The sequence below is a fragment of the Pseudonocardia oceani genome (genome assembly GCF_019263585.2).
In the GTDB taxonomy this organism is placed as follows: domain Bacteria; phylum Actinomycetota; class Actinomycetes; order Mycobacteriales; family Pseudonocardiaceae; genus Pseudonocardia; species Pseudonocardia oceani.
The window spans coordinates 4,685,884-4,712,772 of sequence record NZ_JADQDF010000001.1; the positions used below are offsets into that span (position 1 = coordinate 4,685,884).

Annotated in this window: 29 protein-coding genes and 1 pseudogene; 18 read left to right on the top strand and 12 right to left on the bottom strand. The window is 71.5% G+C overall.

The features are described 5' to 3' along the window. The first annotated feature begins 112 nt into the window (after positions 1–112). The 7 genes and pseudogenes from I4I82_RS23515 to I4I82_RS23545 all read left to right on the top strand — a co-directional run bounded on the left by I4I82_RS23515 (position 113) and on the right by I4I82_RS23545 (position 3,563). Complete coding sequence (locus I4I82_RS23515; protein WP_504739262.1) at positions 113–1,006, top strand: hypothetical protein; 894 nt, start codon at positions 113–115, stop codon at positions 1,004–1,006. Then, positions 982–1,317 (top strand): annotated as a pseudogene (locus I4I82_RS35065) (sigma 54-interacting transcriptional regulator); the annotation flags it as partial. The gene I4I82_RS23515 and the pseudogene I4I82_RS35065, both read left to right, overlap by 25 nt. A 109-nt stretch (positions 1,318–1,426) precedes the next feature. After that, entirely contained in the window at positions 1,427–1,879 is a 453-nt protein-coding gene (locus tag I4I82_RS23525; RefSeq protein WP_218589133.1) for a helix-turn-helix domain-containing protein, read from the top strand. Between the two features lie 17 nt (positions 1,880–1,896). Next, a complete protein-coding gene (locus I4I82_RS23530) occupies positions 1,897–2,022 on the top strand; it encodes an NIPSNAP family protein (protein WP_218596574.1) in 126 nt (41 codons plus the stop codon). A 46-nt stretch (positions 2,023–2,068) separates the two neighbouring features. Continuing rightward, complete coding sequence (locus I4I82_RS23535; protein ID WP_218596014.1) at positions 2,069–2,380, top strand: transposase; 312 nt, start codon at positions 2,069–2,071, stop codon at positions 2,378–2,380. Further along, positions 2,377–3,303 carry an IS3 family transposase gene (locus tag I4I82_RS23540; RefSeq protein WP_218596015.1) on the top strand — a complete coding sequence of 309 codons (927 nt, stop codon included), beginning with the start codon at positions 2,377–2,379 and terminating at the stop codon, positions 3,301–3,303. The genes I4I82_RS23535 and I4I82_RS23540 overlap by 4 nt, the downstream gene beginning before the upstream one ends. Next, positions 3,204–3,563, top strand: coding sequence for an NIPSNAP family protein (locus I4I82_RS23545; protein WP_226370221.1), 360 nt, complete (start codon positions 3,204–3,206; stop codon positions 3,561–3,563). The genes I4I82_RS23540 and I4I82_RS23545 overlap by 100 nt, the downstream gene beginning before the upstream one ends. Positions 3,564–3,578: 15 nt before the next feature. Here the strand turns inward: I4I82_RS23545 and I4I82_RS23550 are convergent, their stop codons facing one another. Then, positions 3,579–4,322 (bottom strand): FadR/GntR family transcriptional regulator, encoded by a 744-nt coding sequence (locus I4I82_RS23550; protein ID WP_218592879.1) that lies wholly within the window; start codon positions 4,320–4,322, stop codon positions 3,579–3,581. A 370-nt stretch (positions 4,323–4,692) separates the two neighbouring features. Between I4I82_RS23550 and I4I82_RS23555 the strand changes: the two genes are divergently transcribed. The 4 genes from I4I82_RS23555 to I4I82_RS23565 all read left to right on the top strand — a co-directional run bounded on the left by I4I82_RS23555 (position 4,693) and on the right by I4I82_RS23565 (position 7,218). Then, the gene (locus I4I82_RS23555) at positions 4,693–5,898 is read left to right on the top strand and encodes an LLM class flavin-dependent oxidoreductase (protein ID WP_218592880.1); all 1,206 of its coding nucleotides are present in this window, start codon (positions 4,693–4,695) and stop codon (positions 5,896–5,898) included. Positions 5,899–6,139: 241 nt separating this feature from the next. Then, the gene (locus tag I4I82_RS23560; protein WP_218592881.1) at positions 6,140–6,421 is read left to right on the top strand and encodes a YciI family protein; all 282 of its coding nucleotides are present in this window, start codon (positions 6,140–6,142) and stop codon (positions 6,419–6,421) included. 26 nt (positions 6,422–6,447) lie between these two features. Continuing rightward, positions 6,448–6,576 (top strand): hypothetical protein, encoded by a 129-nt coding sequence (locus I4I82_RS34515; protein ID WP_267460504.1) that lies wholly within the window; start codon positions 6,448–6,450, stop codon positions 6,574–6,576. Positions 6,577–6,672: 96 nt separating this feature from the next. After that, on the top strand, positions 6,673–7,218 hold the full coding sequence (locus I4I82_RS23565) for a cupin domain-containing protein (RefSeq protein WP_172167079.1): 546 nt from the start codon (positions 6,673–6,675) through the stop codon (positions 7,216–7,218). A gap of 62 nt (positions 7,219–7,280) precedes the next feature. Here I4I82_RS23565 and I4I82_RS23570 read toward each other — a convergent pair whose 3' ends face one another. Further along, complete coding sequence (locus tag I4I82_RS23570; protein WP_218592882.1) at positions 7,281–8,078, bottom strand: alpha/beta fold hydrolase; 798 nt, start codon at positions 8,076–8,078, stop codon at positions 7,281–7,283. Positions 8,079–8,103: 25 nt separating this feature from the next. Then, a complete protein-coding gene (locus I4I82_RS23575; protein ID WP_218592883.1) occupies positions 8,104–8,448 on the bottom strand; it encodes a hypothetical protein in 345 nt (114 codons plus the stop codon). 106 nt (positions 8,449–8,554) lie between these two features. Here I4I82_RS23575 and I4I82_RS23580 point away from each other — a divergent pair, with 106 nt between their 5' ends. Then, positions 8,555–9,328 (top strand): alpha/beta fold hydrolase, encoded by a 774-nt coding sequence (locus I4I82_RS23580; RefSeq protein WP_226370222.1) that lies wholly within the window; start codon positions 8,555–8,557, stop codon positions 9,326–9,328. Between the two features lie 88 nt (positions 9,329–9,416). Here I4I82_RS23580 and I4I82_RS23585 read toward each other — a convergent pair whose 3' ends face one another. From I4I82_RS23585 to I4I82_RS23625, 9 genes are all read right to left on the bottom strand, one after another. After that, complete coding sequence (locus I4I82_RS23585; protein WP_218592884.1) at positions 9,417–10,508, bottom strand: LLM class flavin-dependent oxidoreductase; 1,092 nt, start codon at positions 10,506–10,508, stop codon at positions 9,417–9,419. A gap of 64 nt (positions 10,509–10,572) precedes the next feature. Next, on the bottom strand, positions 10,573–11,547 hold the full coding sequence (locus tag I4I82_RS23590) for an LLM class flavin-dependent oxidoreductase (RefSeq protein WP_218592885.1): 975 nt from the start codon (positions 11,545–11,547) through the stop codon (positions 10,573–10,575). A 154-nt stretch (positions 11,548–11,701) separates the two neighbouring features. Beyond that, on the bottom strand, positions 11,702–12,151 hold the full coding sequence (locus I4I82_RS23595; protein WP_218592886.1) for a Rieske (2Fe-2S) protein: 450 nt from the start codon (positions 12,149–12,151) through the stop codon (positions 11,702–11,704). Continuing rightward, positions 12,148–13,215 (bottom strand): amidohydrolase family protein, encoded by a 1,068-nt coding sequence (locus I4I82_RS23600; protein WP_218592887.1) that lies wholly within the window; start codon positions 13,213–13,215, stop codon positions 12,148–12,150. The genes I4I82_RS23595 and I4I82_RS23600 overlap by 4 nt, the downstream gene beginning before the upstream one ends. Next, a complete protein-coding gene (locus tag I4I82_RS23605; RefSeq protein ID WP_218596017.1) occupies positions 13,197–14,279 on the bottom strand; it encodes an amidohydrolase family protein in 1,083 nt (360 codons plus the stop codon). The genes I4I82_RS23600 and I4I82_RS23605 overlap by 19 nt, the downstream gene beginning before the upstream one ends. A 14-nt stretch (positions 14,280–14,293) precedes the next feature. After that, positions 14,294–15,043 carry an enoyl-CoA hydratase-related protein gene (locus I4I82_RS23610; RefSeq protein ID WP_218588992.1) on the bottom strand — a complete coding sequence of 250 codons (750 nt, stop codon included), beginning with the start codon at positions 15,041–15,043 and terminating at the stop codon, positions 14,294–14,296. Beyond that, positions 15,040–16,269: a CaiB/BaiF CoA transferase family protein gene (locus I4I82_RS23615; protein ID WP_218588993.1), complete on the bottom strand. Its 1,230-nt coding sequence runs from the start codon at positions 16,267–16,269 to the stop codon at positions 15,040–15,042. The genes I4I82_RS23610 and I4I82_RS23615 overlap by 4 nt, the downstream gene beginning before the upstream one ends. Beyond that, positions 16,257–17,405 (bottom strand): CaiB/BaiF CoA transferase family protein, encoded by a 1,149-nt coding sequence (locus tag I4I82_RS23620; RefSeq protein WP_218588994.1) that lies wholly within the window; start codon positions 17,403–17,405, stop codon positions 16,257–16,259. The genes I4I82_RS23615 and I4I82_RS23620 overlap by 13 nt, the downstream gene beginning before the upstream one ends. Beyond that, the gene (locus I4I82_RS23625) at positions 17,402–19,642 is read right to left on the bottom strand and encodes an acyl-CoA dehydrogenase family protein (protein WP_225920662.1); all 2,241 of its coding nucleotides are present in this window, start codon (positions 19,640–19,642) and stop codon (positions 17,402–17,404) included. Before I4I82_RS23625 ends, I4I82_RS23620 begins: the two co-directional genes overlap by 4 nt. Before the next feature lie 458 nt (positions 19,643–20,100). On the opposite strand from I4I82_RS23625, the gene I4I82_RS23630 reads away from it, so the two are divergent. From I4I82_RS23630 to I4I82_RS23655, 6 genes are read left to right on the top strand one after another with little or no spacing between them, the layout of a single operon-like run. Next, positions 20,101–21,900 carry a sigma-54-dependent Fis family transcriptional regulator gene (locus tag I4I82_RS23630; protein WP_218588996.1) on the top strand — a complete coding sequence of 600 codons (1,800 nt, stop codon included), beginning with the start codon at positions 20,101–20,103 and terminating at the stop codon, positions 21,898–21,900. Positions 21,901–21,916: 16 nt separating this feature from the next. Further along, positions 21,917–22,243: an NIPSNAP family protein gene (locus I4I82_RS23635; RefSeq protein ID WP_172167054.1), complete on the top strand. Its 327-nt coding sequence runs from the start codon at positions 21,917–21,919 to the stop codon at positions 22,241–22,243. Between the two features lie 9 nt (positions 22,244–22,252). After that, a complete protein-coding gene (locus tag I4I82_RS23640; protein WP_172167051.1) occupies positions 22,253–23,026 on the top strand; it encodes an enoyl-CoA hydratase-related protein in 774 nt (257 codons plus the stop codon). Between the two features lie 2 nt (positions 23,027–23,028). Next, positions 23,029–24,183: an acyl-CoA dehydrogenase family protein gene (locus I4I82_RS23645; protein ID WP_218588997.1), complete on the top strand. Its 1,155-nt coding sequence runs from the start codon at positions 23,029–23,031 to the stop codon at positions 24,181–24,183. Continuing rightward, the gene (locus I4I82_RS23650) at positions 24,176–25,252 is read left to right on the top strand and encodes an acyl-CoA dehydrogenase family protein (RefSeq protein WP_172167047.1); all 1,077 of its coding nucleotides are present in this window, start codon (positions 24,176–24,178) and stop codon (positions 25,250–25,252) included. Before I4I82_RS23645 ends, I4I82_RS23650 begins: the two co-directional genes overlap by 8 nt. Continuing rightward, the gene (locus tag I4I82_RS23655) at positions 25,249–26,877 is read left to right on the top strand and encodes an AMP-binding protein (protein WP_218588998.1); all 1,629 of its coding nucleotides are present in this window, start codon (positions 25,249–25,251) and stop codon (positions 26,875–26,877) included. The genes I4I82_RS23650 and I4I82_RS23655 overlap by 4 nt, the downstream gene beginning before the upstream one ends. Positions 26,878–26,889 lie beyond the last annotated feature (12 nt).

The window sequence follows — 26,889 nt, forward strand, 5'->3', positions numbered from 1 at the left end:
GCGAGGCGCCGGCCCCTCATACGGTCTAGCAGCGAGAGAGGGCGCGGGCGAGAGGGCAGCGCCCGGCTTGCGGCAATGCCGGCGCGCACCCCTCACATCGAGGTGACCGATCGTGACCCTTGCCTTCCAACCCGGTCCAGACCTGCGCGAACCGCCCGACCCTGGCCTGCCCCGACCCGAGATCGCGCGGTCCTGGGAGCGGTCGGTGCGCAGCGGGGTGGAGCGCGTCGGAGTCGAGATCCCGGGTGGCCCCGGCATCGATCGCCCGGTTCGCCTCCTGAGGTCGGCCGAGCCCGTGATCGAGAGGCTCGGGCGGCGGCTCGAAGGGCAGCCGCTGGTGATCATCCTGGCCGACGCGGAAGCGCGGGTCGTCGCCCTCAGGGCCTGCCGGGCGGACGTGCGCGACTGGTGCGACTGCCTGCACATCGTCCCCGGCTGCAGGCTGGCCGAGGAGACCATCGGGACCAACGCGATCGGGTGCGCCGTGGAGGAGCGGCGCCCGTTCGTGGTGGTCGGTCCCGAGCACTACCGGGTCAACCTCCAGGGGTTCAGCGCACGGGCGGTGCCGGTCAGGCATCCGGTGACCGGCGTACTCAAGGGGGTGCTCGCCCTGGCCTGCCGGACCGAGGACGACAGCGTCCTGATGCTGCCCCTCGTCGAGGACGCCGCGGCGCGGATCGAGACCGACCTCGGCGACGACGTCACCCGGCTGGAGCGGCGGTTGCTGGACCGTTTCCTGCAGATCACGCGCCGCTCCACAGCAGCGGTGGTCTGCCTGAACCGTGACCTGCTCATCAGCAGCACCCTTGCCGGGCCGCTGGTGAGCCCGGTGGACCAGCCGTTCCTCTGGGACTGGGCGTCGCGCAAGCTCGCCGACCGTGACGAGTACTGCGGCGAGCTGCGGCTGTCCGGCAGCGTCGTCGTGCAGGCCCGGTGCACCACCGTCCGGGAGGACGACCAGGAGGCCGGCATCTCATCGAGATGCGGCCGGGTCCGGCCCCCCTGACCGCCGTCGGCGCGCGGCGCCCCGTCACGAGCGGCACGACCGGCGAGGGCCCGGTGTCCGGGCGCAGTGCCGCGGCCGAGCGCGTCCGCCGCGAACTCACGGCCGTGGCACGGTCCCAGGGACCGATCCTGATCACCGGGGAGCCGGGCACGGGCAAGGCCTTTCTGGCCCGCCACCTCCACGACCGCACGGGCGTGCCCGGCACCGTGACTGTGCTCGAGACGGGGCAATGCATCGACGACCCGCTTGCGTGGTTCGAGCGGCTTCGGGCGGCTCTCGCCATCCCGGGCACACTGGTGCTGCGGCAGATCGACGAGTTGCCCGTCGAGTTCGCTCCGCGCGGTCGGCCTGGTCGAACGAGCCGACGGGCACCCGATCCAGGTCATTGCTACCGCCCGGCTGACCAACGGCGAGGACGCCATGACGCGGCTGCGCGACTGCTTCCCGGCGCGGCTGCAACTGCCCCCGCTGCGCAAGCGGGCCGAGGACGTCGCCGACATCGCGAGGGTGCTCGTTCGCGATCTCACCCGACGCTCGCCTGTGCCCCGGCTGGAGCCGGCCACGGTCCAGAACCTGATGGGCCAGGTTTGGCCGGGCAACATCCGCGAGCTTCGCGCGGTGCTGAGCAGCGCGCTGCTCCGGTCGGTCCGCCGCGACATCGCGATCGAGCACCTCCCGCCGGAGTACCGCTCGGCGCCGATCAGGCACCGGCTGACCTCACTCCAGCGGGTCGAGCGAGAGGCGCTGCTCAACGCGCTCGAGGACAGCGGCGGCAACAAGCAGGCTGCGGCCGAACTGCTCGGCATCGCCCGCTCCACGCTGTACCGCAAGATCAGGACCCTGGGGATCGACGGGCGATGCCTGAGTGGTTGAACACCGGAGGAAGCGACATGCTGTTCGAGCTGAGGGAGTACACGGTCGTGCCGGGCAGGCTGCCGACCCTGATCGCCCGGTTCAACGACCACACGCTGGGGCTGTTTGACAAGCACGGCTTCGACGTGAGGTTCCCCCGCTAGCTCGGAGACCGACGATCATGGCCGTAGGCCGTGAAGGGAGTCTCCGATGGCAGCACCGAAGAAGTACCCCGATGAGCTGCGTGAGCGCGCGGTCCGGCTCTACTTCGAGTCCGACCCACGCCCGGTGATCCGCCGGCTGGCCGAGCAGCTGGGCGTTCACCACGAGGCGTTGCGGACCTGGATCCGCCAGGCCCAGGCCGACCGCGGCCAGCGCAGCGACCTACCGACCAGCGCGGAGGTCGAGGAGCTGCGCCGGCTCCGGAAGGAAAACACCGAGCTGCGCCGGGCCAATGAGATCTTGAAGGCGGCGAGTGCTTTTTTCGCCCAGGAGATGGACCCGACAAAGAGGCGATATTGAAAGCCGTCGGCCATCTCCGTGACCGGTTCGGGGTCGACCCGGTCCTGCGGGTACTCGACGTCGCACCCTCGACGTTCTACGGCTGGCTCACCCAACAACGGCACCCGTCGACGCGACGCCGAACCGACGAGCAGTTGCTCGCCGAGATCGTCGAGATCCACGACCGCTCCGGTGGCACCTACGGTTCTCCGCGGATCCACGCCACCCTGCACCGCCGCGGCGTGCACATCTCCCGCAAACGGGTCGAGCGGCTGATGCGCGAGCACGGCCTGCAAGGCGCGTTCCTGCGCAAGAAGTGGCGCACCACCTCGACCAGGCAGAACCCAAACGCCGACCCGGCGCCGGACCTGGTCAACCGCGACTTCACCGCCCCCGCACCGAACCGGCTCTGGGTCGCTGACGCGACCCGCGTCCCGTGCGGACAGGGCGTGTTCTGGCTCGCCGCGGTCCGTGACGCGTTCTCCAACCGGATCGTCGGCTGGCGCTGCTCGGACCGCTGCGACACCGACCTCATCCTCGGTGCGCTCGAGTACGCGGCCTGGTCACGCGGTATCCGCAACGGCCAGGTGGTCCACCATTCCGACCGCGGCTCGAATTACACGTCGCTGCGATTCGGGCAGCGACTCGACGACCACGGCATTCTCGCGTCGATGGGTTCGGTTGGGGATTCCTACGATAATGCGCTGATGGAGAACTTCTTCTCCACCCTGAAAACCGAACTGGTCTACCGGAGGTCGTGGCGGACACGGGACGAGGCCGAGAACGCGCTGTTCGCCTACATCGACGGCTGGTACAACACCCAACGCATCCAAGCCCGGCTCGGGTGGCGCTCACCAGACGAGTACGAAGCGGCCTGGCATGCTCACACCGACGATCACCCAGCGGCTGCGGCCGCCGAACCCGACCCGGCCACCGCCAGGTAGCCGACACTCCGGGCTACCGGGGGAACCTCAACGTCGCGTTCATGTCACACACCGAGTTCGGCGAGAACAGCCTCGGCGAGGTCGTATACGCCGTGCGCTGGGAGTCCTACCAGCAGATGCAGGACGGCTGGTCGAAGTTCCTCGCCGACCCCGAGTGGCAGCGGGTCAAGGCCGACAGCGAGCGGGACGGGCCGCTGAACGGGGCCGTGCGCCGCAGGCTGCTCAACACCGCGCCGTTCGACGCCGGCCGGGAGGCGTAGGCGTCACCGGGCGGTTCAACGCCGCCACAGCACCGGGCGTGACACCAGGTCCCTGTGCTTCTTGTGCCAGTAGCCGTCGGCCTCGTCCAGGTGGTTGCGCATCAACTGCTCGGCGCAGTCCGCGTCGTTGGCCCGGAGGGCCTCGATGATGCGAGTGTGTGCGTGGGCCGCCGCGACGTAGCGCCGCGGCGAGTAGGTGACACCGCCCGCGATACCGTCGGCGACGCTGCCGAGACTCTCGACGAACACCTGAAGCACGACACTGCACGCGGCTCGCGACAGCGTCGAATGAAAGATCCGGTTCTGCTCCTGGAACACCTCGGGATCGGGGCTCTCCAGGACCACGCGGACGGTCCGCTCCATGAGGTCCAGGTCCGCTTCGGTGATCCGGGTGGCCGCCAGCCGGGCGATCGTGGGCTCGAGCGCGCGCCGCGCCTGCATCACGTCGTCGAGCGAGGCGTCCTCGAACTGCAGGATGAGGCTGAGGGCCTCGCTCAGGTCCTCCGGGCGGGGGCGGCGCACCACCGGCCCTCCGCCGGGCCCCGGACGCAGCGTGATGACGTTCCGGGTCTCCAGCAGTCGCAGCGCCTCCCGGATGGTGGAGCGTCCGACGTCAAAGCTCTCGATCATCTCCTTCTCGGTGGGCAGGACGCTGCCAGCCGGGAGCTTGGCGTCCACGATGTGGCTCGCCAGTTCGCGGGCGATGACCTCGGACATCTTCGGGCTCCGCCGGCCGCCGGTGTACGCGTCCGTCCCCATCTCGACACCCTCTCGCTCATGGCACCTCGGGCCGTTCCCGAATAGCTGCGCATGATGATGATAGGCAGCGCTGGCCCGCGGCGGGGACGCCCCTCGTGCCCTTCGAGCCTGCCGGTCCGGTATTCGCTGCTCACGGCCCTCGCCGTCGCCATCTTCGAGCGCGTCGGTACCCCTGATCGTGCCGCTCACAGGTCCGCTGTGTCGCAGATTCGGACAGGTACCAGCCGGATCGCGCGGCTAGCGTTCGCCCCGGCTCAAGCTTCGATCGGTCTTGCACGAAGACCGTCGCGGCCGCAGGGACACGGAGCGATCGGTAGTCCGGGGTCTGCTCCAAGGATGCCCTCACCGAACCCGATGGAGGAGTGAACACGTGAAGTTCATCTATTTCATGCTCCCGGCACTTCCGGCGACGGAGAGCGAACGGGAGGCACTGCGCCCGATCGGCCACCGGACCGAGAAGTGGCAGCAGATGCTCACCGAGGTGCGCGAGCTCGCCAAGATGGCCGACGACTACGGCTTCGAGGCGATCTGCTTCCCTGAGCACCACCTGCACACCGAGGGCATGGAGATGGGTGGGCCCAGCTCGCTCTACCTCGATGTCGCGCACCACACCAAGAACATCAAGGTCGGCCCGGTCGGTTACGTGCTGCCCAGCCACAACCCGGTCAAGCTGGCCATCGACACAGCGTGGCTGGACCAGATGACGCAGGGCCGGACCGTCGTCGGCATGGCGCGCGGCTATCAGGAGCGCTGGTTCAACGCCATGACGCAGCTGCTACCGGTTCAGACCGCGACCAGCGACGCGAGCGAGCGCGACAAGCTCAACCGCGAGCTGTTCGAGGAGGTCTACCGGATCCTCAAGCTGGCCTGGAAGGACGAGCCGTTCAACTACGACGGGAAGTTCTACAAGTTCCCGTTCCCGTACCCGGCCTCCCCCTGGAAGGCGGGCGACTACACCCGCCGGTTCGGTGCAGACGGCGAGATGGGTGAGGACGGCCTGCTGCACAACATCTCCGTCGTGCCCAAGCCGTACCAGAAGCCGCACCCCAAGCTGTTCCAGGCGTTCTCGATGAGCGAGAACACGATCCGTTGGACAGCCCGTGAGGGGATCAGCCCGGTCATCCTCACCTCGATCCCCGAGGACTACCGCAAGATGGTCGAGGCCTACCAGGACGAGGCGGGTCAGCACGGCCGTGACCTCGCACTCGGTGAGGACACCGGAGTACTGCGGTCCGTCCACTTCGGACGCAACAAGGACGAGGCGATGCGCCAGGCGCAGCGCGGGGTGTCGGGTACCGGCTGGCGAGAGTTCTGGGGCCACCACGGCTTCTACGAGGTCTTCCGGCGCGCCGGCGAGACTGGTGACGTCCCCCAGACGATCGAGCGCATGGAGGAGTCGCACTACCTCTACGCAGGCGAGCCGAACGCGGTGGCCGACAAGATCCACGAGCTGGCCGACAACGGCAACCCGGAGTACTTCGTCTGGTGGTCCGACCAGGGCATGTTGCCCTTCAACGAGGTCCGGCGGAACCTGCAGCTCTTCGGCGAGAAGATCATGCCCCAGTTCCCCGGCTGATCGCCGGCTGACCACGGCCCATGCTCCGTGATCGTCGCAAAATAGTCTCGGTCGACGCGGTGCCGCCGTCGTCAGCGTCGACGCTGTGCGACGGCCCAGGGCCGGGTCGGGGACGACTGGCCGCAGAGGCTCACGGCGATGCTCGCCTACGCGGGCACCAAGGGCCGGCTCACCGACGACGGTGGCGGAATTCCGGGCCCACACCGAGTGGGACTGATCAACCTATTGCAAGGAGACCGACATGGCGTTCTTCACCGTGGTGTGGCGCTACACCGACGACATCGCGCTGATCGACGAGGCGCGCGGCCCGCACGGGGCCTATCTCAAGGATCTGATCGCATCGGGTTCGTTGCGCATCGCCGGCCCGTTCGAGGACGGCACCGGAGGCATCCTCGTGTTCGAGGTCGCCGACCACGCGGAGTTGAAGCCGCTGCTCGACAACGATCCCTACGTCGCGCGGGGCGTGGTCGTCGACACGCAGATCTATCCGTTCAAGCCGGTCCTAGGCGCATTGGCGGCTTGAGGACGATGTCCGCGCGACATGCACCCGTGGGGTCCATCGAGGTCGGGGGCGGTGCCTCGGTCTCGGCGACCGCGATGTTCCCGGCGTCCAGCGAGGCGTTCCGGGTGGTGGTCGACGTCGGCTTCGGGGACATGACCATCAGGCACCGCTGGTGAACCGGATCGACGCGGTGCCGACGGTGCGCTCATCGCCGCCGGCGTCGACGTCCTCGTCCGCTAGCGATCCGCCCACTCACAACAGGAGGAGAGATCATGGCGTTCGACGCCAAGGTGGTCGTCACCGACCGGACCGGCGACGGCAGGTCGGTGTTCGCCAAGGAGGCTCGACTCGAGCCGTCGTCCGTGATGGTCATGCCCGGGTCGGAGCTCTACAACATCTGGGGCACGGGTGACGGCACCCCGATCGTCGGCGCGGGTGACAACCCCGCGACGGTGCCGTTCCCGTTCTTCCCCGGGCCGGGCGGCACGCGGTTCATCATCGTGCGGTTCGCGCCCGACTCGACTCCGCCCACCGATGCCGGGATGGACGAGGTCGTAGCGGAGGCCGAGCAGAAGCAGCCCGGCCTGATCGGGGTGTTCGAGCCGGATGCCCCGGGGATGCACACCACGGACAGCATCGACTACGGGATCTGCGTGGACGGTGAGATCTGGCTCGAGCTCGACGACGGCGCCGAGGTGCACGTCACGCCGGGCACCTGCGTCGTGCAGCAGGGGACCCGGCACGGGTGGCGCAACCGCAGCGACCGGCACTGCACGATGGTCTACGTACTGGTTGGAGCCGAGCGCAAATCCGGCTGAACCCCTGACGGCGACACCCGCCCGATTCACTGGGTCGGGCGGGTGTGGTCATGTCCGGGGATCTAGTCCCTGAGGTGGTCGAGCACCAGCGGCACGACCGTGTCGAGCTGCTCCCACTGCGGGACGTGTCCGGAACCCGGCACGATCTCGACGCGGGAGCCCGCGATGGCGACCTGGAAGTCGTGCGCGTAGGTCGACGAGATCAGCTTGTCGTCCTCGCCCCACAGGATCAGTGTTCGCGCGGTGATGCGGTGCAGCCGCTTCTTCAGGCCTTTGTCGGGTATGGGCCAGACGAACTTCCCGGTGGCCCCCAGCGCCCAGATGGAGTCGGCCATGGCGACGGCGATGTCCTTCGGGTCACTGGGCAGGGTGAGGAAATCCTGGACGGGCGCCGCGTCGAGGTTGCTGAACAGCGTCGCGACCAGGTCGGCCTGCGACATCATCATGTAGGGCGCGACCGGTTCGTCGTCGCGCCAGAGCCCGATGGGGTCGATGAGGACGAGGTCGCTGACCCGGTCTGGCCGCAGCGCGGCGAGCTCGCAGGCCATCATCCCGCCGAACGAGCTGCCGATGACCGGCACCGAGTCCAGCCCGAGCCCGTCGAGGAGTTCGTCGTAGATCAGGATGAGGTCCCACAGCGTGTCGACGTCGTGGATGGACTCCCGGCGGGTGTCGCCGGTACCGGGGTGGTCGGGCGCGTAGACGGTGTGATGCTCGGCGATCGCGTCCAGGAAGGCGTCCCAGCGTGGGCCGCCCGCGGTGTGCAGGTAGACGACGGGGCTACCGCTCCCCGCCACCTTCACGCTCGCCTCGAAGCTGCAGTGGCGCAGCGGGACGGTCTCGGTCGTCGGTGCGGTCATGGTGTGTGTCTCCGATCCGGGACGGTCAGGCCTGGGCCTGGACGGCGGGCTTCTTGGCGCACTTCTCGGGCCACCACGGGTTCTCCCAGCCCTCGGCCTGCCAGAGGTTCTGGAGGTGGGGCAGAACCCGGCGACCGAACAGCTCGATGTTCTGCATGGCCATGTCGTGGGGCATGGACCCGAACTGCAGCACCGTCATCAGATGTCCGACGTTGAGCGTCCGGCACATGTCCTCGAGCCGCTCCCGGACCGTGCTCGGGCTGCCCACGACCGCGAACCCCTTTTCGATCATGTCCTTGGCGGTGAGCGGCTTGAGGTCGACGGTGTAGTCGAGGTACTCGGGCATCCCGGAGCTGAAGAGGTTGACCATGCTCTTGTAGTCCGAGTAGCCCGGGGTCGCGATGTAGTGCGGGGGCAGGTGCAGGCCCTTGTGGTAAAAGTGCTCAAGGTGGGCGGCGAACTGCTCCTCGGCCTGGGTGCTGGAAGCAGGTCAGGGCGAGCCGCTGGTCCTCATGGCCGGCACCAGCGGGCACCTGGAGGCATACGCCCGCAACATCGCCGCGTTCGCCGAGCACTTCCGCGTCATCGCCTACGACTACCCCGGCCACGGCTACACCACGCCGGCCACCGCCGACCTCGAGCTGCCCGACTACGTCGCGCACCTGCGCGGGCTGCTCGACGTCCTCGGGGTGGACCGGGCGCACCTGTCGGGCGAGTCCCTGGGCGGCTGGGTCGCGGCGAAGTTCGCCGCCGAGTTCCCCGGGCGGGTCGGCCGGATCGTGCTGAACACGCCGGGCGGCACCATGGCCACCCCCGAGGTGATGGAGCGCATCCGCACCCTGAGCCAGGCCGCCGCGGACGACCCGAGCCCCGAGCGGATCCGGGCCCGGCTGGAGTGGCTGATGGCCGACCCGGCGTCGGTCACCGACGAGCTCGTCGACATCCGGCGCACGATCTACGCCCAGCCCGGTTTCGCCACCTCGATGCGGCACCTGCTGTGCCTGCAGGACCCGGAGATCCGCCGGCGCAACCTGCTCACCGGCGCCGAGCTCGCGGCGATCACCGGGCCGGCGCTGGTGATCTGGACCAGCGACGACCCGTCCGGTCCCGCCGCGGCCGGACAGGCGATGGCCGAGAGGATGCCCGACGCCCGCTTCGAGGTGATCAAGGACGCCGGGCACTGGCCGCAATGGGAACAGGCGCAGACGTTTAACGCCTTGGCGCTCGAGTTCCTCACCGGGACCCGGTGATGGCGCTGTTCGCGGTCGTGTGGCGCTACGCCGAGGACGTCGCGCTGGTCGACGAGACACCCGCAGCGCCCCCCGACGCGCCCGCCGCTCAGTCGAGGGTGAGGCTCTTCAACGCCGGAATGACCTCCTTGTCGTACAGCTCGTAGGACCGCAGCGTCTGTTCGCGGGTGAGCGTGCCGAACGACCCCCAGAAGATGATGTTCCCGCAGTGCATCGTCCTGGCCTGCTCCACGAGCTGGTCGCGCACCGTCTCCGGGGAACCGACGCAGATGATCCCGGCGTCGATGAGGTCCTGCCAGCTGATCGGCCCCGACACGAACGGCCGGAAGAACGACGAGTAGTACTCGTATCCGGCCGGCACGTTGTCCAGGTCGTCGAAGATGGCGTGTTCCTTGAACAGCGAGAACAGATGGCTCAAGGCGGGCTCGGCGATCTCCCTGGCCTCTTCGTCGGTGTCGGCGATCAAGACATTGCGCATCACCGCCACCTGGTCGGCGCTGGTGGAGTTCCCGGCCTCGGCGGCCGCGGCGCGGTAGCGGTCGAGCATGTCCTTGGTGTCCGCTGTCGGCAGGAAGGTGTTGCCCATCTTGTAGCCCTTGCGGCCCGCCCACTCGACGGTCGCCGGACTCAGTGCGGTGATCCACACCGGCGGGTTGGGCTGCTGCAGCGGACGTGGCCAGATCGTCACGTCGTCGTAGTTCCAGAACCGGCCGTGGTGGCTGAACACCGGGTTGTGCCAGGCGGTGTGGATGAGTTCCATGCCCTCTTCGAACCGCGGGCGGGTGTCCTCCATCGGAATGCCCTGGCGTAGGAACTCCTGCTCGTCGACGCCGCGACCCAACCCGACCTCGAGGCGCCCACCGGTGAGGTAGTCGAGCATGGCGGCTTCCTCGGCGAGCCGGCGCGGGTCGTGGAACGGGACGATGTTGGCCATGACGCCCAGGCGGATCCGTTTCGTCAGCCTGGCCACCGTCGCCACCAGGAGGTTGGGGGACGGGCTCACGTTGTAGGCGGTGAAGTGGTGCTCGCTGAAGAAGATGCCGTCGAACGCCTGCTCGTCGGCGCGCAGCCACGACTCGAGGTGCCAGTCGTACAACTCTGCGCACTTCGCCGGGTCGAACATCTCGGGCCGTGGGTCGTGCGGGTAGTTGAAGATGTCGAAGATCCACGTCTTGACCATTCGTGTCCTCCAGGGCGCGCCGGGTGGGCCGCCTGGCGGCCGACCCGAGGGTGGGGAGCGTCGATCAGGCGTGGACCGCGGCGGCGAAGGCCTCGAGCTCGTGCGGGATGTCCGGGCCTGCCGGCTGGTAGGCGATCTCGGTGCATCCGCCCGCCTCCAGCTTGGCGAGCTTGTCCCGCCACTGGGACGCCGACAGCGCCAGCCCGCCCTTGACCATCAGGTCGCCGGTGACGAACGGTCGGTCGCGCTCGTTCACCGCGACCAGGTGCCGGTCGTGCAGGGCCAGGTGGCGCTTCTCGGCAGGCACGTCGTCGTAGGCCGCAGCCCACTCGCGGCCCCGCTCCGGCATCAGCTCGTCGATCGCGCCGTGCTCGACCGCCCAGTGCAGTACGACGCTCAGGCCGTGGCCCGCGGCGTCGACCACCCGCTGCGACCCGGGGTCCTCGCCGTCGTCGAGCACCGTCCCGAAGTCGAGGATGACGCTCGAGGCGAAGTCCGGGTTCGGCACCAGGATGGTGAGCACCTCGGCGCCGAGATCGCGGGTGACCCCGTAGCCCTTCGGCCCATTGGCGGCGATCACCCAGGAGACCTCGATCGGCCGGGCCGGGGCGTAGCGGTCGTTCGGCGCCAGCATCGTCATGATGCCGCCGTCCCACTCCACCTCCTCACCGCGCAGCAGAGCCTGCACGATGAGCACGTACTCCTTGACCTTCGCCCAGGGGATGGGCCGCTTGCCCATGGAGAGCCGCCCGGTGAACCCGGAGCCGACGCCGACCATCGTCCGGTCCGGACCGGCCACCGAGGCCAGGGTCCCGATCGCCGAGGCCGTCACCATCGGGTGCCGCAGGCTCGGGATCAGCACGCCCGGCCCGAGCACGATCCGCTCCGTGCGATCCGCGGCCCGACAGAGCTGGACCCAGACGTCCGGATAGAGCGCGGGCGAGTCGTAGAAGAATGCCCGCTCGTAGCCCAACGTTTCTGCGATTCGGGCGTGCTCGTGGCTGTCCAGCGAGGTCGCGAACGCGCATGAGATCTTCACGCAGAGCCTCCAGATCGGCATCTCGGGTCATTCGGAGGACGAGGTCGAGCGCTCCGGAACCGGCACGGCCACGTGCCGCGGAGCGAGCTCGAAGTCCTTCGTGACGCTAACTCGATCCGACCCGAACGAGTGTCCGATCGCCGGACATCGGCGATCAGACGTGCACGACGACGAACTCGCCGTCCCTGGTCACCGGGTAGGTCTCGGCCGAGTACGGGCCCCGCCCCCGGCCGGCCGGTTCGGCGCCGCAGGCCAGTAGATCCGCGCCGGGCTCGACGCCCACCTGGTAGCTGCGCACGCGGGCCCGCACCGGGTCCACCCACGACCGCCCGGTGCGGATGTCGAACTCCCACTGGTGCCAGGGGCACCGGAGGAACTCGCCGCGCCGCTCGTAGGTGTACCGGCCCGGCGCGGGCGAGCTGACGAAGCCGGAGAGCACGCCCTCGCACAGCGGACCGCCGGCATGCGGGCAGGCGTTGCGCAGGGCGAAGTAGCTGCCGCCGACGTTGAACACCCCGACCGACCGGCCGGCGACGTCGACGATCTTGCGGCCGCCCGGTGGGATCTCCGTCGCGGTCGCCACCACGTACGCCCTGGCCGTCACGGGGTGAACCGGTACTGGGCGCTGGCGTTGTCGAACATGATCCGTTGGTGCAGGTCGGCCGGCACCCTGGTCTGGAACGCGCGGTGCGGGTTGTCGAAGTCCCAGTGCGGATAGTCGGTGGAGAACATCAGGACGTCCTGGCCGATGTCGCGGATCAGCGGGACGAGGTCGGCGGGACGCTCGGGCTCCTCCATCGGCTGGGTGGTGATCCGGATCCGATCGCGCAGGTAGTGCGAGGGCGGGTGTTCGAGGTCGGGCACCTCGTCGCGCAGCCGGTGGTGCAGCGCGTCGAGCCGGTGGCCCAGGGCCGGCACCCAGGCGAAGCCGCCCTCCATGAGTACGACGCGCAGGTCGGGGAACCGGTCGAAGACCCCCTCCATGATCAGGCTGATCACCTGGGCCTGGAACGCGACGGCCAGCGAGGTGTGGTCCTCGATGTAGTAGGACGGCCAGCCCGCCGCGGTGACGGGGCCAGGGGTGGTGGACGCCGCGTGGATCCCCACCGGCAACCCGGCCCGCGTGGCCGCCTCGTAGATCGGCCAGTAGTGCCGCTTGCCCAGCGGCTGCTGAGTGCGCGGGAACAGCAGCACCTGAACGAATCCGGGGTGCGTGGCGGCCCGGTCGATCTCCGCGGCGGCGAGGCCGGGGGACTCGAACGGCACCGTGATCGAGGCCCGCAGGCGGGCGTCGCGCTCCAGCCAGTGCTCGACCTGCCAGTCGTTGACCGCCGCGGCCAGCGCGGCCCCGTAGGCGTCGTAGCGCTGCTCGGACGCCCGGTAGAGGCAGTTCAATACCGCGTAGTCCACGCCGTAGGCGTCCAGCAGCTGCGCACGCATGAAGTCCAGGTCCGAGCCGGGCAGGCCGCCCGACGGTGGCCAGGCGTCGTGCCGGCTGGCGAACCGCGCGGCCTTGGGATAGGCGTAGCCCTTGGCGAACGGCGAGAACGTGCGCGATCCGACCAGCTCGAGGTGCCGGTGCCAGCGGGCCGGGAGGTAGGGGAGCAGCGCGGCGTCCGAGGACACCGCGTTGTGCACGTCGCAGTCGATCAACCCGTTGGTGCGCATGAGGTGGCCTCCTCGGGCAGCCCGTAGAGGCGGGCCGCGTTGCCGTGCAGCACCTGCGCCCGCTCGGCGGGGGACAGGTGCCCCAGCAGCGTGCCCGGCCCGTCGCCGTGATGCCAGTGCGGATAGTCGCTCGCGTGCAGGAGCATCTCGGCGGACCCGATCTGCGTCAGGAACCGGTCGATCCACTCCGGGGTCGGGTCGGGCGGGCCGTCGAAGGGAGCCACGGTGAGCAGCACGTGCTCCCGGATGAGCTGCGACGGCGGCCGGTCCACCCACGGCACCTCCCGGCGCAGCGCCTTCCAGTTCTTGTCGAAGCGCCACATCAGCGAGGGCAGCCACGTCACCCCGCTCTCGAGCAGCACCACCCGCAGCCCCTGGTGCGCCGCGAAGACGCCCTCGGACACCAGGCTGGTCAGCTGCGACTGCAGGGTCAGCGCCGCGCCGGCGTAGTCCTCGATGTAGTGCGAGGACCAGCCGACCGGCGAGAGCGCGTTCGCCCCGGCCACCCCAGGGTGGATCGCGACGGCCATCCCCGCCGCCTCGGCGGCGGCGTAGATCGGCCAGTGCGCCCGCTGACCGAGCGGTACCTGGGTCGAGGCGAGCAGCAGGACCTGGACGAAACCGGGGTTGTCCGCCCTCCGGCGGACCTCCTCCGCCGCCGTACGCGGATCGTGCGGCGAGACCACGACGGAGGCCCGGAAGCGCGGGTCGGCGGCCAGCCAGGTCGCGGCCTGCCAGTCGTTGAGGGCGCCGGCCAGCGCCGTCGACCAGTCGGCGTTGTGCAGGGCCTGCACCGCGTAGAGGCAGTTGAGGATCGCGTGCCCGGCACCGGGGCCGTCGAGGACGTGGGCGCGCACCGTGTCCGGATCGGACCCCGGCAGGCCGGCGCCACGCCGCGCCTCGGGCCGGGCCGACAGCGGCATCCCCGCCGGGTAGAACGCGGGATCGAAACCGTCGACGCCGCTCTCCACGCAGTAGTCCACCCAGCGGTCGGCGAGGAAGGGGAACAGCGCCGACAGGTCGGGGACCGCGTTGTGCACGTCGCAGTCCACGAATCCGGTCATGGTGCACCTCCGTGTCAGGTCGCGGACGCCTTCGCCCGCCTGCGGAACGACCACATCTGCGGGCCGCGCTCGATCTCGAGCCCCACGTCCCACGACGTCGCGGGCGGCCCGGCCTCGCGACGGAAGGAGGCGGTCATCCGCCGGGCCAGCGCCGGATCCTTGCCGAGGCGGGCGGCGACCTGCAGCGCCGTCGCCTCGACATCGGCGTCGTCGACCGCCTGCCACGCGAGCCCGAGGGCGGCCGCCCGCTCGCCGTCGATCTCGTGGCCGAACAGCCCGACCGCCGCGGCGGCGTCCCGTCCCGCCGCCCGGCTGAGCAGCGTGAAGTGCCCGCCGCCGGGATGCACCCCGATGCGCAGGAAGCCCGAGATCAGGCGCGCATCGCGGGCGACGATGCGCAGGTCGGTGGCCAGGGCGAGGTTGAGCCCCGCGCCGACCGCGGCCCCGCGCACCGCGGCGATCGTCGCCGTCCGGCACCGGCCGACGCGCAGGAACGAGCCGTAGAGGGCGTCGATGTCGCGTTGCGCCTCGTCGTCCAGCGGGTCGTGGGCGGCCTCGCCCAGCACCCCGAGGTGCGCGCCGGCGCAGAACGACCCACCGGAACCGCGCACCACGGCCGCACCGACGTCGTCACGGGCGTCGATCTCGTCGAAGGCCGCCTCCAGTTCGCCAGCCATCTCCACGGTCAGCGCGTTGCGGCGCTCCGGTGCGGCGAGGGTGACGACGGCGATCCCGTCGCTGATTCCCCAGCGGACCTCGGTCATGACCTGTTCTCCTTCTCGACGACGACGACGACGCCCGCCTCGGCGAGCGCGGCGATCTCCTCCGGGCCGTACCCGAGCTCGGCGAGCACCTCGCCGCCGTGCTGGCCCAGCCGTGGCGCCGGGCGCGGCCGGTCCGGATGCGACCCGTCGAACGAGATCGGGAACCGGGCCAGCCGCAGCCGGCCCTCGGAGGGATGCTCGACCTGCTCGAAGAGCCCGGCCGCAGCCAGGTGCTCGTCGGTGAAGAGGTCGGGCACCGAGTGCACCGGCGCCGCCGGGATCTCCGCCCCGCTCAGCACGGCGAGCCACTCGGCGCTCGGCCGGGCCAGCAGCTCCTTCTCGACCAGCTGGTAGAGCTCGTCGATGTTGCGGGTCCGCTCGGTGATCGTCCGGTACCGCGGTTCGGTCGCCAGGTCGGGCCGTCCGATCAACGCGAAGAACGTGCGCCACTGCGCGTCGGTGTAGACCATGACGCTCAGGTAGCCGTCGGCGGTCCGGTACGGCTTGCGGTACGGCGAGGCCGTCCGGGCGTACCCGGCCGCGCCGCGGGGCGGATCGAAGACGTAGCCGCCCTGCTGGTCCAGCAGCGTGAAGGTGACCATCGACTCGAGCATCGGGACTTCGATCTCCTGGCCACGGCCGGTGCGTCCCCTGGCGAAGAGCGCCGCGCTGATCGCGCTGACCGCGAGCAACCCCACCGCCTTGTCGGCCACCGGCGAACGCACGTACGCGGGCTCGTCCGCCGTGCCCTGCACTGCGGCCAGCCCGCAGCTCGCCTGGATCACGTCGTCGTAGGCGGCCCGGTCCCGGTACGGGCCCTCCTTGCCGTAGCCGCGCAGCGCGCAGTAGATCGCCGCGGGGTTCACCGCGGCGATCTCGTCGTAGCCGATGCCCAGCCGGCGTGCTGCCTCCGGGCGCACGTTGTGCACGACGACGTCGGCGGTGGCCACGAGGCGCAGCAGCACCTCACGGCCGGCCGGCGCCTTCAGGTCCAGCGCGACGCTGCGCTTGCCCTGGTTCGCGTTGAGGAACACCGGGCCCATCCCGGCGCCGCGATCGTCGCCGATGTAACGGACCACGTCCCCGGCGGGCGTCTCGACCTTGACCACCTCGGCACCCATCTGGGCCAGCAGCAACGTGCAGTACGGGCCCATGAACGTCGAGGTGAGGTCGACGACCGTGATCCCGTCGAGGGGACCTGCGTGCGGCGCCGTCACAGGATCCACGGTTCCTTCCCGGCTGCAACGTCGGCCAGCACCTGCTCGGTGTGAGCGCCCAGCGCGGGCGCCGGGCTGCGCATGGTGCCCATGACGGCGCCGTCGCGCAGCACGGGGAACAGGACGTGGCGCCCGCGGTCGCTGTCCGCGACGACCCCGCGCGCCCGCACGTGCGCGGAGCGGCTGGCCTCACCCACGGACAGCACCCGGTGTGCCGGGACGTCGGCCGCGGCGAACGCGGCCAGCCAGTCGGCGGCCGGGCGGGCGCGCACCGCGCGGCGCAGCAGCGCGACGAGGTCGTCGCCGTGCGCGCGCCGCCCCTCCGCGGAGCCGAAGCGGGGATCGGTGAGCGCCGGGACCTCCTCGGCGAGCAGCGCGGCGAGCCGCTCCCAGAAGTGCTCCTCGACGGCGCCGATCGCGATCCGCACGCCGTCGGCGGCTTCGAACAGGTCGTTCGACGGGTGCAGGTGCGTGCTGCTCGGGCCGCGGTCGTCCAGGCGCTGGTCGGCCCTGGTACTGGCGAAGGACAGGGCCGCGTCGGCGATCGCCAGGTCGAGGTGGGTACCTTCGCCCGTGCCCCGGCGCCGGTACAGCGCGGCCAGGATCGCGATGGCCGCGTAGGTGGACGCCGCCAGGTCGCTCACCGGTACCCCCGGCCGGGGCGGTGCGCTGTCACCCCAGCCGCCGGGGAAGGACAGCAGCCCGCTGGCCGCAAGGTAGGTGACGTCGTGGCCGGGGACATCGCGCAGCGGACCGGTCTGCCCGAACCCGGAGACCGAGCAGTAGACGATCGACGGGTTCACCGCGCGCAGCGCCGAGTAGGACATGCCGAGCCGGTCCGCCACGCCGGGGCGGAAGCCTTCCACCAGCACGTCGGCCCCGGCGGCGAGCCCGCGCCCCAGCGCCTGCCCCCGGTCGGTCTTCAGGTCGAGGACGACGCTGCGCTTGTTGCGGTTCGCCGCCTCGTGCAGGGCACCGGGCAGCTGCCGCCCCGCGTCCCCGCCCGGTCCCTCGATCTTGATCACCGTAGCGCCGAGGTCGGCCAGGATCTGGGTGCAGAAGGGACCGGGCAGGTACGCGCTCAGGTCGAGCACCCGCACCCCGGTCAGGAAGCCGGGAGGCGCGGGCGGCGGAACGGCCGTCATCGGGCGGCCACCGCGGCCGACCGGCCGGTCAGCAGGTCCCACAGCCCGTCGGGGCCGGCGCTCGTGACCCGCGCGCCCAGCTCGGCCGCCCATTCGGACTCGGCGCCGTACTCGTCGCGCCACGCCATGAGCCTGCGCGTGTGCAGGTGAAGCTCGTGCTCGGTGGTGAAGCCGAACGCGCCGTGTACCTGGTGCCCGACGGCGATCGCGACGGACGCGGCCTGCCCCGCACAGATCTTCGCCGCCATCACGGCCTCGGCTGCGCAGCCGCCATCGTCGAGGACGGCCACGGCCAGGTCGGTCATGGCCTGCGCCTGCTCGACGGCGCCCGCGAGCGCGGCGATCTGCTGCTGGACGGCCTGGAACCGGCCGATCGGACGGCCGAACTGCTCGCGCTCACGCGCGTACCCCACGGTCAGGTCGAGCACCCGGCGCAGCGACCCGACCATCAGCAGGGCCCGGCCCAGCGCCCCCCGCAGCACCGCCGCGGACGGGTCCGGGCCGTCGGCGGGCAGCGGCGTGCACGCGACGCCGCCGGCGGGCAGCACGAGGGTGTCGCGCGGCTCGGCGGCGAGGTTCGTGCCGGGTTCGACGGCACAGTCGCGCGGGTCGACCGCCGCGAGCACGACCCGGCCCGGATCCCCCGGCGCCGCGGTGAGGAGGAGGACCTGCCGGGCGGCCCGCGCCCACGGGACGCCGCAGAGCCGGCCGTGGACGCGGAGGCCGGGACCGTCGGGCGCCAGCGTGGCGGATGCGGCGGCGGCGGACGGCACGACGGTGAGCGGGCCGGGCGGCACCGCGAGCCCGGCCGCCGCGAGCGCCCAACCAGCCAGCAGCGCGGTCTCCACCAGCGGCACCGGGGCCGCCTGGTAGCCGCAGGCCTGGGCCACGACGGCGAGGTCGCTCACGTCGCCCCCGGAGCCGCCCGCCGATTCCGGAACGGAGACGAGGGTGAGCCCGGCCTCCTCCAGGAGCGCCCACAGGCCGGGGCTCCACCCCTGCCGGGCCGCATCGGCGCGGGCGGAGGGCGCCCGGTCGGTCAGCAGCCTCGCCACGGTCGCCCGGAGCAGATCCCGCTCGTCCCCCTCGACGGTTCCCGGCATCTCAGGCATCTCGGGCCCCCAGTCCGCGCGCGACCAGTCCGCGGAGGATCTCGTTCGTCCCGCCGCGCAGCGTGAACGACGGCGCGGCGAGCTGGGCCGCGCGCAACAGTCCGGGCAGCGCGCCATGGTCGGCGCGGCCCGGTCCGCGCTGGGACGCCGCCGGGTGATGTTGATGATGTCGCCCTCCAGGCGGGTGCCGAGGTCCTTCACCAGCGCGGCCGCGGTGTCGGTCGGGCTGCCCCGCTCGAGGAGATCCTGCACGCGCAGCGACAGGCTGCGCAGGGCCCAGAGCCGGGCGGTCGCCGAGCCGATGTCGGCCAGCTCGGTCTCGCCGTCCACCGTCCCGCCGGACACCAGCTCGGCGAGCAGCGGAAACGTGCTGAGGTAGCGCTCCGGGCCGCTGCGCTCATGCGCCAGCTCCGACATCACGCCACGCCACCCGTCCCCGACCCTGCCGACGACCATCTCGTTCGGCACGTCGACGTCGTCGAGGGTGACCTCGGTGAAATGCGACTCGCCGGTCATCACCTCGATCGGCCGCACCGCCACACCGGGGGAGTCGAGCTTGATCAGCATCTGGCTGAGCCTGGCGTGGCGGTCGCCGTCCGGTGCCGCGGTGCGGACGAGCGCGAGCAGGTAGTGGCTCCGGTGGGCGTGGCTGGTCCACACCTTGCGCCCGCTCACGCGCCAGCCGGACGCGGTGGGGACGGCGCGGGTCCGGACCGAGGCGAGGTCCGAACCGCTGTCGGGCTCGCTCATACCGGCGGCGATGAACAGCCTGCCCCGCGCGATGGCCGGCAGGAACGTCCGCTTCTGCTGCTCGGTGCCTGCGCGCAGCAGCAGCGGCCCGGTCTGGCGGTCGGCGATCCATTGCGCGGCGACCGGCGCTCCCGCGGCGAGCAGCTCCTCGATCACGGTGAACCGCTCGCGCGCCGAGTGCCCCCCGCCCCCGTAGCGCTGCGACCAGGTCATCCCGAGCCAGCCGCGGTCACCCAGCTTCCGGCTGAACGCCACCGATTGGCCCTGGATCCAGGAGTCGCACGTCGGTCGGAAGGAGGCCGCAGCCAGCTCCTCGGCCAGGAACCGTCGGACGTCCGTGCGAACCTCGGCGATCGTCGCCTCCGGTGTCGTCATCTGGAGCCCCTCATGTCGAGAGCCGATGGTCAGGCGAGAGGTATAACTGCTGATCATGCGCATCATATGAGTGGTGCTCGGACTGCTGTCAAGGTTCGCCGGGGAGATGCCGGGGTGGGAAGGGGTGACCGGAGGCGGATTTCGGCCAGGGTTCTGAACTGCGGGAACGTCGACTTCGCCGGCGTTTCGGGCGGCTCGCGGGCGGCGAACGGAGCACCCCGAGGCGGCGCGTTCCGGTAACGGGAACGCTTCTTGACAGACTTCGTCACACCCTGAGAGATTGCTGTTCATCAACCGCAGACATGCAAGCATGCAACGGGGAAGTACGGCCGTTTCCGGCTCCTGACCGGGCCGGAGCGGCGGCAGTGCGACAGGGCGCGGGCGGACGGCGCCCGGAAGGACACGGCCCGAGTCTCGACGACATCGGAACGGATTCCATCACAGCGAGGTGGCTGAACGTGAACCTTGCCCTCCAGCCCGGCCCGGATCTGCACGAGCCGCTCCACCCCGACCTGGTCGGTGCTCAGCGGCCCACCGGGCTCCGACCCGAGATCGCCTTGTCCTGGGAGCGGTCGGCCCGCAACGGGGTCGAGCGCGACGGTGTCGACGTTGCCCGTGGGCCCGGTAGCGATCGTCCCAGTCGGCTCCTGCGGGCGGCCGAGCCGGTGATCCAGCGGTTGGCGCAGCGGCTCGAGGGGGAGCCGTTGGTGATCATCCTGGCCGACGCCGAAGCGCGGGTCGTCGTGCGCCGGGCCGGCCGGGAGGACGTTCGGGACTGGTGCGACAGGCTGCTCATCGTCCCCGGTTCCCGGCTGGCGGAGGAGGTCATCGGCACGAACGCGGTCGGGTGCGCGGTCGAGGAGCGGCGCCCGTTCGTGGTGGCCGGCGGCGAGCACTACCGGGAGAACCTGCGGCTGTTCAGTGCACGCGCGGTCCCGGTGCGGCACCCGGTGAGCGGCGTGATCAAGGGCGCCCTCGCCCTCGCGTGCCGGACCGAGGACGGCAGCGTGTTGATGCTGCCCCTGGTCGAGGAGGCCGCGGCGCGGATCGAGGCCCGCCTCGGCGACGACACCACACGGCAGGAGCGGCTGCTGCTGGACCGATTCCTGCAGACCACCCGCCGCTCCGCGGCAGCCGTGGTCTGCCTCAATCGCGACCTGCTCATCAGCAACACCCTCGCCGGGCCGCTCGTCAGCCCGGCCGACCAGCCGTTCCTGTGGGACTGGGCCTCGCGGGTGCTCGCTGCCCGCGACGAGTACTGCGGCGAGCTGCGGCTGGCCGGTGACGTCGTCGTGCAGGCGCGGTGCACGACCGTGCGGGAGGAGGAGGTCGTGGCCGGGATCCTGATCGAGATGCGGCCGCACTCGGCCACCCTGCGCTGCGCCGGTCGTACCGTGCGGCCGCACCGCCCGGCCGGGCCGAGCGACGACAGCCCGGTCCCCGGCCGCAGCGCCGCGGCCGAGCGGGTCCGGCGCGAGCTCGCGGCCGTGGCGCAGGCCCGGCGGCCGATCCTGATCTCCGGCGAACCGGGCACCGGCAAGGCCTTCCTGGCCCGCCACCTGCACGAGCGGGACGGGGCGACCGGCTCCGTCACGGTTCTCGAGACCGGGCAGTGCCGGGACGATCCACGGGCCTGGTTCGAACGCCTGCGGGCGGGCCTGGCCGTCCAGGGGACGCTGGTGCTGCGCCAGATCGACGAGCTGCCCGTCGAGCTGGCCTCGCGCGCGGTCGGCCTGGTCGAGCGCGTCGACGGGCGGATGGTGCGGGTGATCGCCACTGCTCGCCTGGCGGACAGCGACGACGGGATGACCCGGTTGCGGGACTGCTTCCCGGCGCGGCTGCAGCTGCCGCCGTTGCGTCAGCGGGCCGAGGACGTCGCCGACATCGCGCGGGTGCTCGTCCGCGATCTCGCGGACCGCTCGCCGCCCCCCCGGCTGGAACCGGCCACGCTGCAGAACTTCATGGGCCAGGTGTGGCCGGGCAACGTGCGGGAGCTGCGCGCGGTGCTCAGCAGCGCGCTGCTGCGTTCGGCCCGGCGGGACATCGCGATCGAGCACCTGCCACCGGAGTACCGCGCCGCGCCGATCAAGCACCGGTTGACGTCGCTGCAGCGGGTCGAGCGGGAGGCGCTGCTCAACGCGCTCGACGACAGCGGCGGCAACAAGCAGGCCGCGGCCGAGCTGCTCGGCATCGCTCGCTCCACGCTCTACCGCAAGATCAGGATTTTGGGCATCGACGGCCGTTGTCTGAGCGGCTGACACCAGAGGGAGCCACGTGCTGTACGAGCTGAGGGAGTACACGGTCGTTCCGGGCAGGCTGCAGGCCCTGATCGCCCGGTTCACCGACCACACGCTGGGGCTGTTCGAGAAGCACGGCTTCGACATCGCGTTCATCTCGCACACCGAGTTCGGCGAGAACAGCATCGGTGAGGTCGTGTACGCCGTGCGCTGGGAGTCCTACCAGCAGATGCAGGACGGCTGGGCGGGCTTCATGGGCGATCCCGAGTGGCAACGGGTCAAGGCCGACAGCGAGCGGGAGGGCCCGCTCAACAGCGCCGTGCGCCGCAGGCTGCTCAACACCGCGCCGTTCGACGGCCGGTAGGGGCGGGCGATGGGTGAGTTCGAGTTCCTGCGCTGGTCCGCCGACGGGCACGTGGGGACGGTCTGGCTGGACCGGCCTCCGGTGAACGCGGTGAACCAGCAGATGTACGCCGAGATCCGCGAGTTCTTCGCGCACCTCGACGTGCACCTGCCCGCCGCCAGGGTCCTCGTCCTGACCGGGCAGGGCCGGCACTTCTGCGGGGGCAACGACCTCGAGGAGTTCCAGACCATGGACCCCGGCAACGCCCCCGACCGGATGCGGCTGGTCCGGGAGGCGTTCTGGGCCATCTACGACGCACCGCTGCCGGTGATCGCCGCGGTGCACGGCGTCGCGGTCGGCACCGGGCTCGCGCTCGCCGCGTCCTGCGACCTGATCGTCGCCGCCGAGGGTGCGAAGCTCGGCACCCCCGAGATCAACGTCGGGGTGATGGGCGGCGCCAAGCACCTGTCCCGGCTGCTCCCGCAGCCGCTGGTGCGGCTGCTGCACTTCACCGGCGAGCCGCTGGCCGCCGAGGAGTTCGTGCGGTACGGAGGCGTGCTCACGGTGGTGCCGCGGGAGCGGCTGCTCGACGAGGCCTACGCGCTGGCCGCCCGGATGACCCGGCACAGCCCGATCGCGCTGCGCTACGCCAAGCAGAGCCTCAACGCCATCGAGTACGCCGACCTCAAGGGCGGCTACGAGTACGAGCAGGGCCTGACCGGGGAGCTGTCCGCCCACGCCGACGCGAAGGAGGCCGTCAACGCCTTCTTCGAGCGCCGCCCACCGCAGTACACGGGGTCGTGAGGGTGGCCGTCGAGGAGGTCGCGGCGTTCCGGGAGAGGGCCAGAGCCTGGCTGGCCGAGGCGGAGGTCCCCGGCACCCCGCTGGCCCTCGACGAGCGGTTCGCGGTGCACCGTCGCTGGCAGCGCACCCTCTACGACGCGGGCTTCATGGGCATCGCCTGGCCGCGGCGGTTCGGCGGGCAGGGGCTCACCGCACAGCACCAGTTCGCCTTCGTCGACGAGCTGGTCCGCGCGCACGCCCCGGCCCCGATCGGGCTGATCGGCCTCGACGTGGTCGGCCCCTCGATCCACGCCTTCGGCACCGACGTGCAGCGCGAGCGGTTCCTGCCACGGCTGCTCTCCGGCGCGGACATCTGGTGCCAGGGCTTCTCCGAGCCGGGCGCGGGCTCGGACCTGGCGTCGCTCAGCACCAGGGCCGAGCCCGATGGGGACGAGTTCGTGGTGACGGGTGCGAAGGTGTGGACCAGCTGGGCGCACGAGGCGGCCTGGTGCGCTCTGCTGTGCCGCACGAACCCGACCGCGCGCAAGCACGAGGGGATCTCCTACCTGCTGGTCGACATGGCCTCGCCCGGCATCACAGTGCGGCCGATCACCCAGATGACCGGCGACGCGGAGTTCAACGAGGTCTTCCTCGACCACGTCCGGGTGCCGCGGGCGAACGTGCTCGGCGAGGTCGACGGCGGCTGGCGGATCGCGCTCGACACGCTCGGCCGGGAGCGCGGCAGCTACACGATGCGCCGCCGGGTGGAGCTCGAGGCCGGGCTGGCCGACGCCGTCGCGCAGCTGCGGACCGCGCCGCCGGCGCGGCGCTCCCATCCCCGCGTGCTGGAGGAGATCGGGCGGGCGCACGTCGCATTGCGCGTGCTGGAGGCGCAGACCCGCCGCACGCTGACCCGGATGCTCGACGAGTCCGGCGCCGGCCCGCTCGACTCGGTGGACAAGCTCGTGCTCAACGACGCCGAGCAGGTGGTCTGCCGCGCGATCGCCGAGCTGCTGGGTCCGTTCCGGGTGGTGCCGCAGTCCCGCCCGCTCGGTCTCGACGCGGGCCGCTGGGTGCACGACCACTACTACTCACGGGCCGCCTCCATCTACGGCGGCACCTCGCAGATCCAGCGCAACATCGTCGCCGAGCGACTGCTGGGGCTGCCCCGTGGCTGAGCGGCAGGGCGGGGACGACCTGGTGTCGTCGGTCGCCGCGTTCCTGGACAGGGCGCTGCCTCCCGAGCGGCACCGCGCGATCCTGGCCGCGGGCGGTTGGGACGAGGGCCTGCACGCCGAGCTGGCCGCGCTGGGCTGGGCCGAGCTGACCGCCGACCCCGACGACGGCGGCCTGGGCGTGTCGCCGGCGGAGCTGGGAGGTCTGGCCGGCCTGGTCGGGGAACGGCTGGTACCGGGGCCACTGGTCGAGCAGCTCGTGCTGCCCGCGCTGCTGCCGGGGGCGCTGGCCGGCGCGCGGCTGCCCGCGCTCGCCGACCCGGCTGTCACCGTCGACTGGGCCGCCGACGTGGGTGGCCTGCAGCTGTGCGGGGGCACCCTGTCCGGCGTGGTCGAGCTGGTCCGGTTCGGGGCGCAGGCCGACGTGATCGTCCTGGCCGCCGACGCCGGGCCCGGCGAGCCTGCGGTCGTGGTGCTCCCCGCCGGGGATCCGGAGCTGCGGGTCGACGAGCGGGCCGGCGCCGACCCCTGCGCCCGGTACGCGCGGGTCGCCGTGGCCGAGCGGCCGGTGGCCGCCGGCGAGGTCATGGCCACCGGACCGGCCGCGTTCGAGCTGCTGGCCGGGGTCCGGGCCTGGCTCCGGATCCTCACCGCCTGCGAGCTGGCCGGGATCGCCCGCCGGGTGCTGGCCGACTCCGTGGCCTACGCCGGACAGCGCGAACAGTTCGGCCGTCCGGTCGGCAGCTTCCAGGCGCTCAAGCACATCCTGGCCACGATGGCGCAGCTCTCGCTGTCCTTGGACGCGCTGTGCGAGGCGGCGACGGCCGATGCCGCCGGGCAGGATGCGGCGGCGCTCGAGCTCACCGGTCTCACGGTCAAGGCGTGCGCCGCGCAGAGCGCGCGGCAGGTCTGCGAGGACGGGCTCCAGGTGCACGGCGGCATCGGATTCACCACCGAGTACGACCTGCACTGGTACCTGCGCCGGGCGCTGGCCCTGCGCAGCTGGTACGGCGACGAGCGTGAGCTCGCCGGCCTGATCGGCGCCCGGCGCCTGGGGGTCGAGACCGCATGATCACCCCGGCCCGGCTCATCCCGGAGCTCGTCGCGCACTTCACCGACCGCGGGCTGTGGCGGGACACGCTCACCGACTCCCACCTCGCCGCGCACGCCCGCGCCGACGGCGCGCGCCTGGCGGTCGTCGATCGCGATCGCAGCGTCAGCTACGCCGAGCTGGACGCGCTGGTGAACCGGACCGCGTCCGCGCTGCGGGCCAGGGGCATCGACCGCGGCGACGTCGTGGCCTGGCAGCTGCCGAACTGGGTCGAGGCGTTCGCCGTGCACCACGGCGCGATCCGGATCGGCGCGGTCAGCAACCCGATCATCCCGATCTACCGGCACCGCGAGATGGAGTTCATCCTGCGCCAGTCGGGAGCGAAGATCGTCATCGGGCCGGGCGTGTTCCGCGGGTTCGACCACGCGGCGATGCTGGTCCAGCTCCGCGACGAGCTGCCCGCGCTGCGCGACGTCGTCGTGGTCGGCGGGCAGGCACCGGCGGGCGCGCTCCCGTTCGCGGAGCTGCTCGCCGCCGGGAGCGACGGACCACCCGCCGCCGAGCGCGGCGCCAACGACGTGACGGTGCTGCTCTACACCTCCGGGACGACGGCGGACCCGAAGGGCGCACTGCACACGCACAACACCCTGGACTACGAGAACCGCAGCATCATCGAGCTGTTCGGCCTCGGCGGCCACGACGTGGTGTTCATGCCGTCACCGGTCGCACACATCACCGGGGTGCTCTACGCGCTGCAGTTGCCGTTCATGCTCGGCACGCACGTCGTGCTGCAGGACGTCTGGGAGCCAGGGCGGGCGCTGGAGCTGCTGGAGCGGCACCGGTGCAGCTTCACGGTCGCCGCGACCCCGTTCCTGCACGGCATCCTGCACCACCCGGATCGCCCCCGATTCGACCTCGGCTCCTTCACCACGTTCGCGTGCGGCGGGGCGGACGTGCCCCCCGAGCTGATCCGGCACGCCACCAGGGAACTGGGGTGCATGGCCGCGCGCGCCTACGGGTCGACCGAGTTCCCCACGCTGTCCGCCGGCAACGCCGCCGACCCGGTGGAGAAGCGCGCCACCACGGACGGCAGGCGGATCGGGGCGGCCGAGGCGAAGGTGCTCGGCCTCGACGGGCGCCCGGTCGCCCCCGGTGTCGCCGGCGAACTGTTCGTCCGCGGGCCGGAGCTGTTCGTCGGGTACCTCGACGCGGGGCTCGACGAGGAGGCCTTCGACGCGGAGGGCTGGTTCGCCACGGGTGACCTGGCCGTGCTCGATGCGGAGGGCTACGTGCAGATCACCGGCCGCCGCAAGGACATCATCATCCGGGGCGGGGAGAACATCTCGGCGAAGGAGGTCGAGGACCTGCTCTTCGAGCATCCTGCGGTGCGCGAGGTCGCGGTCGTCGGAATGCCCGACCCGGTGCTCGTGGAGCGGATCTGCGCATACGTCGTCCCCGTGGACGACGCCGCCGTCGAACTGGCCGACCTGGTGGCGTTCCTGCGCGGGCGGCGCATCGCCAACCAGAAGCTGCCCGAGCGGCTGGAGGTCGTCACCGAGATGCCCCGGACGGCCAGCGGCAAGATCCAGAAGTTCCGGCTGCGGGAGGACGTCCGGCGACGGCTCACCGAGGGCGTCGCGTCCTGACCGGGCGGCTGC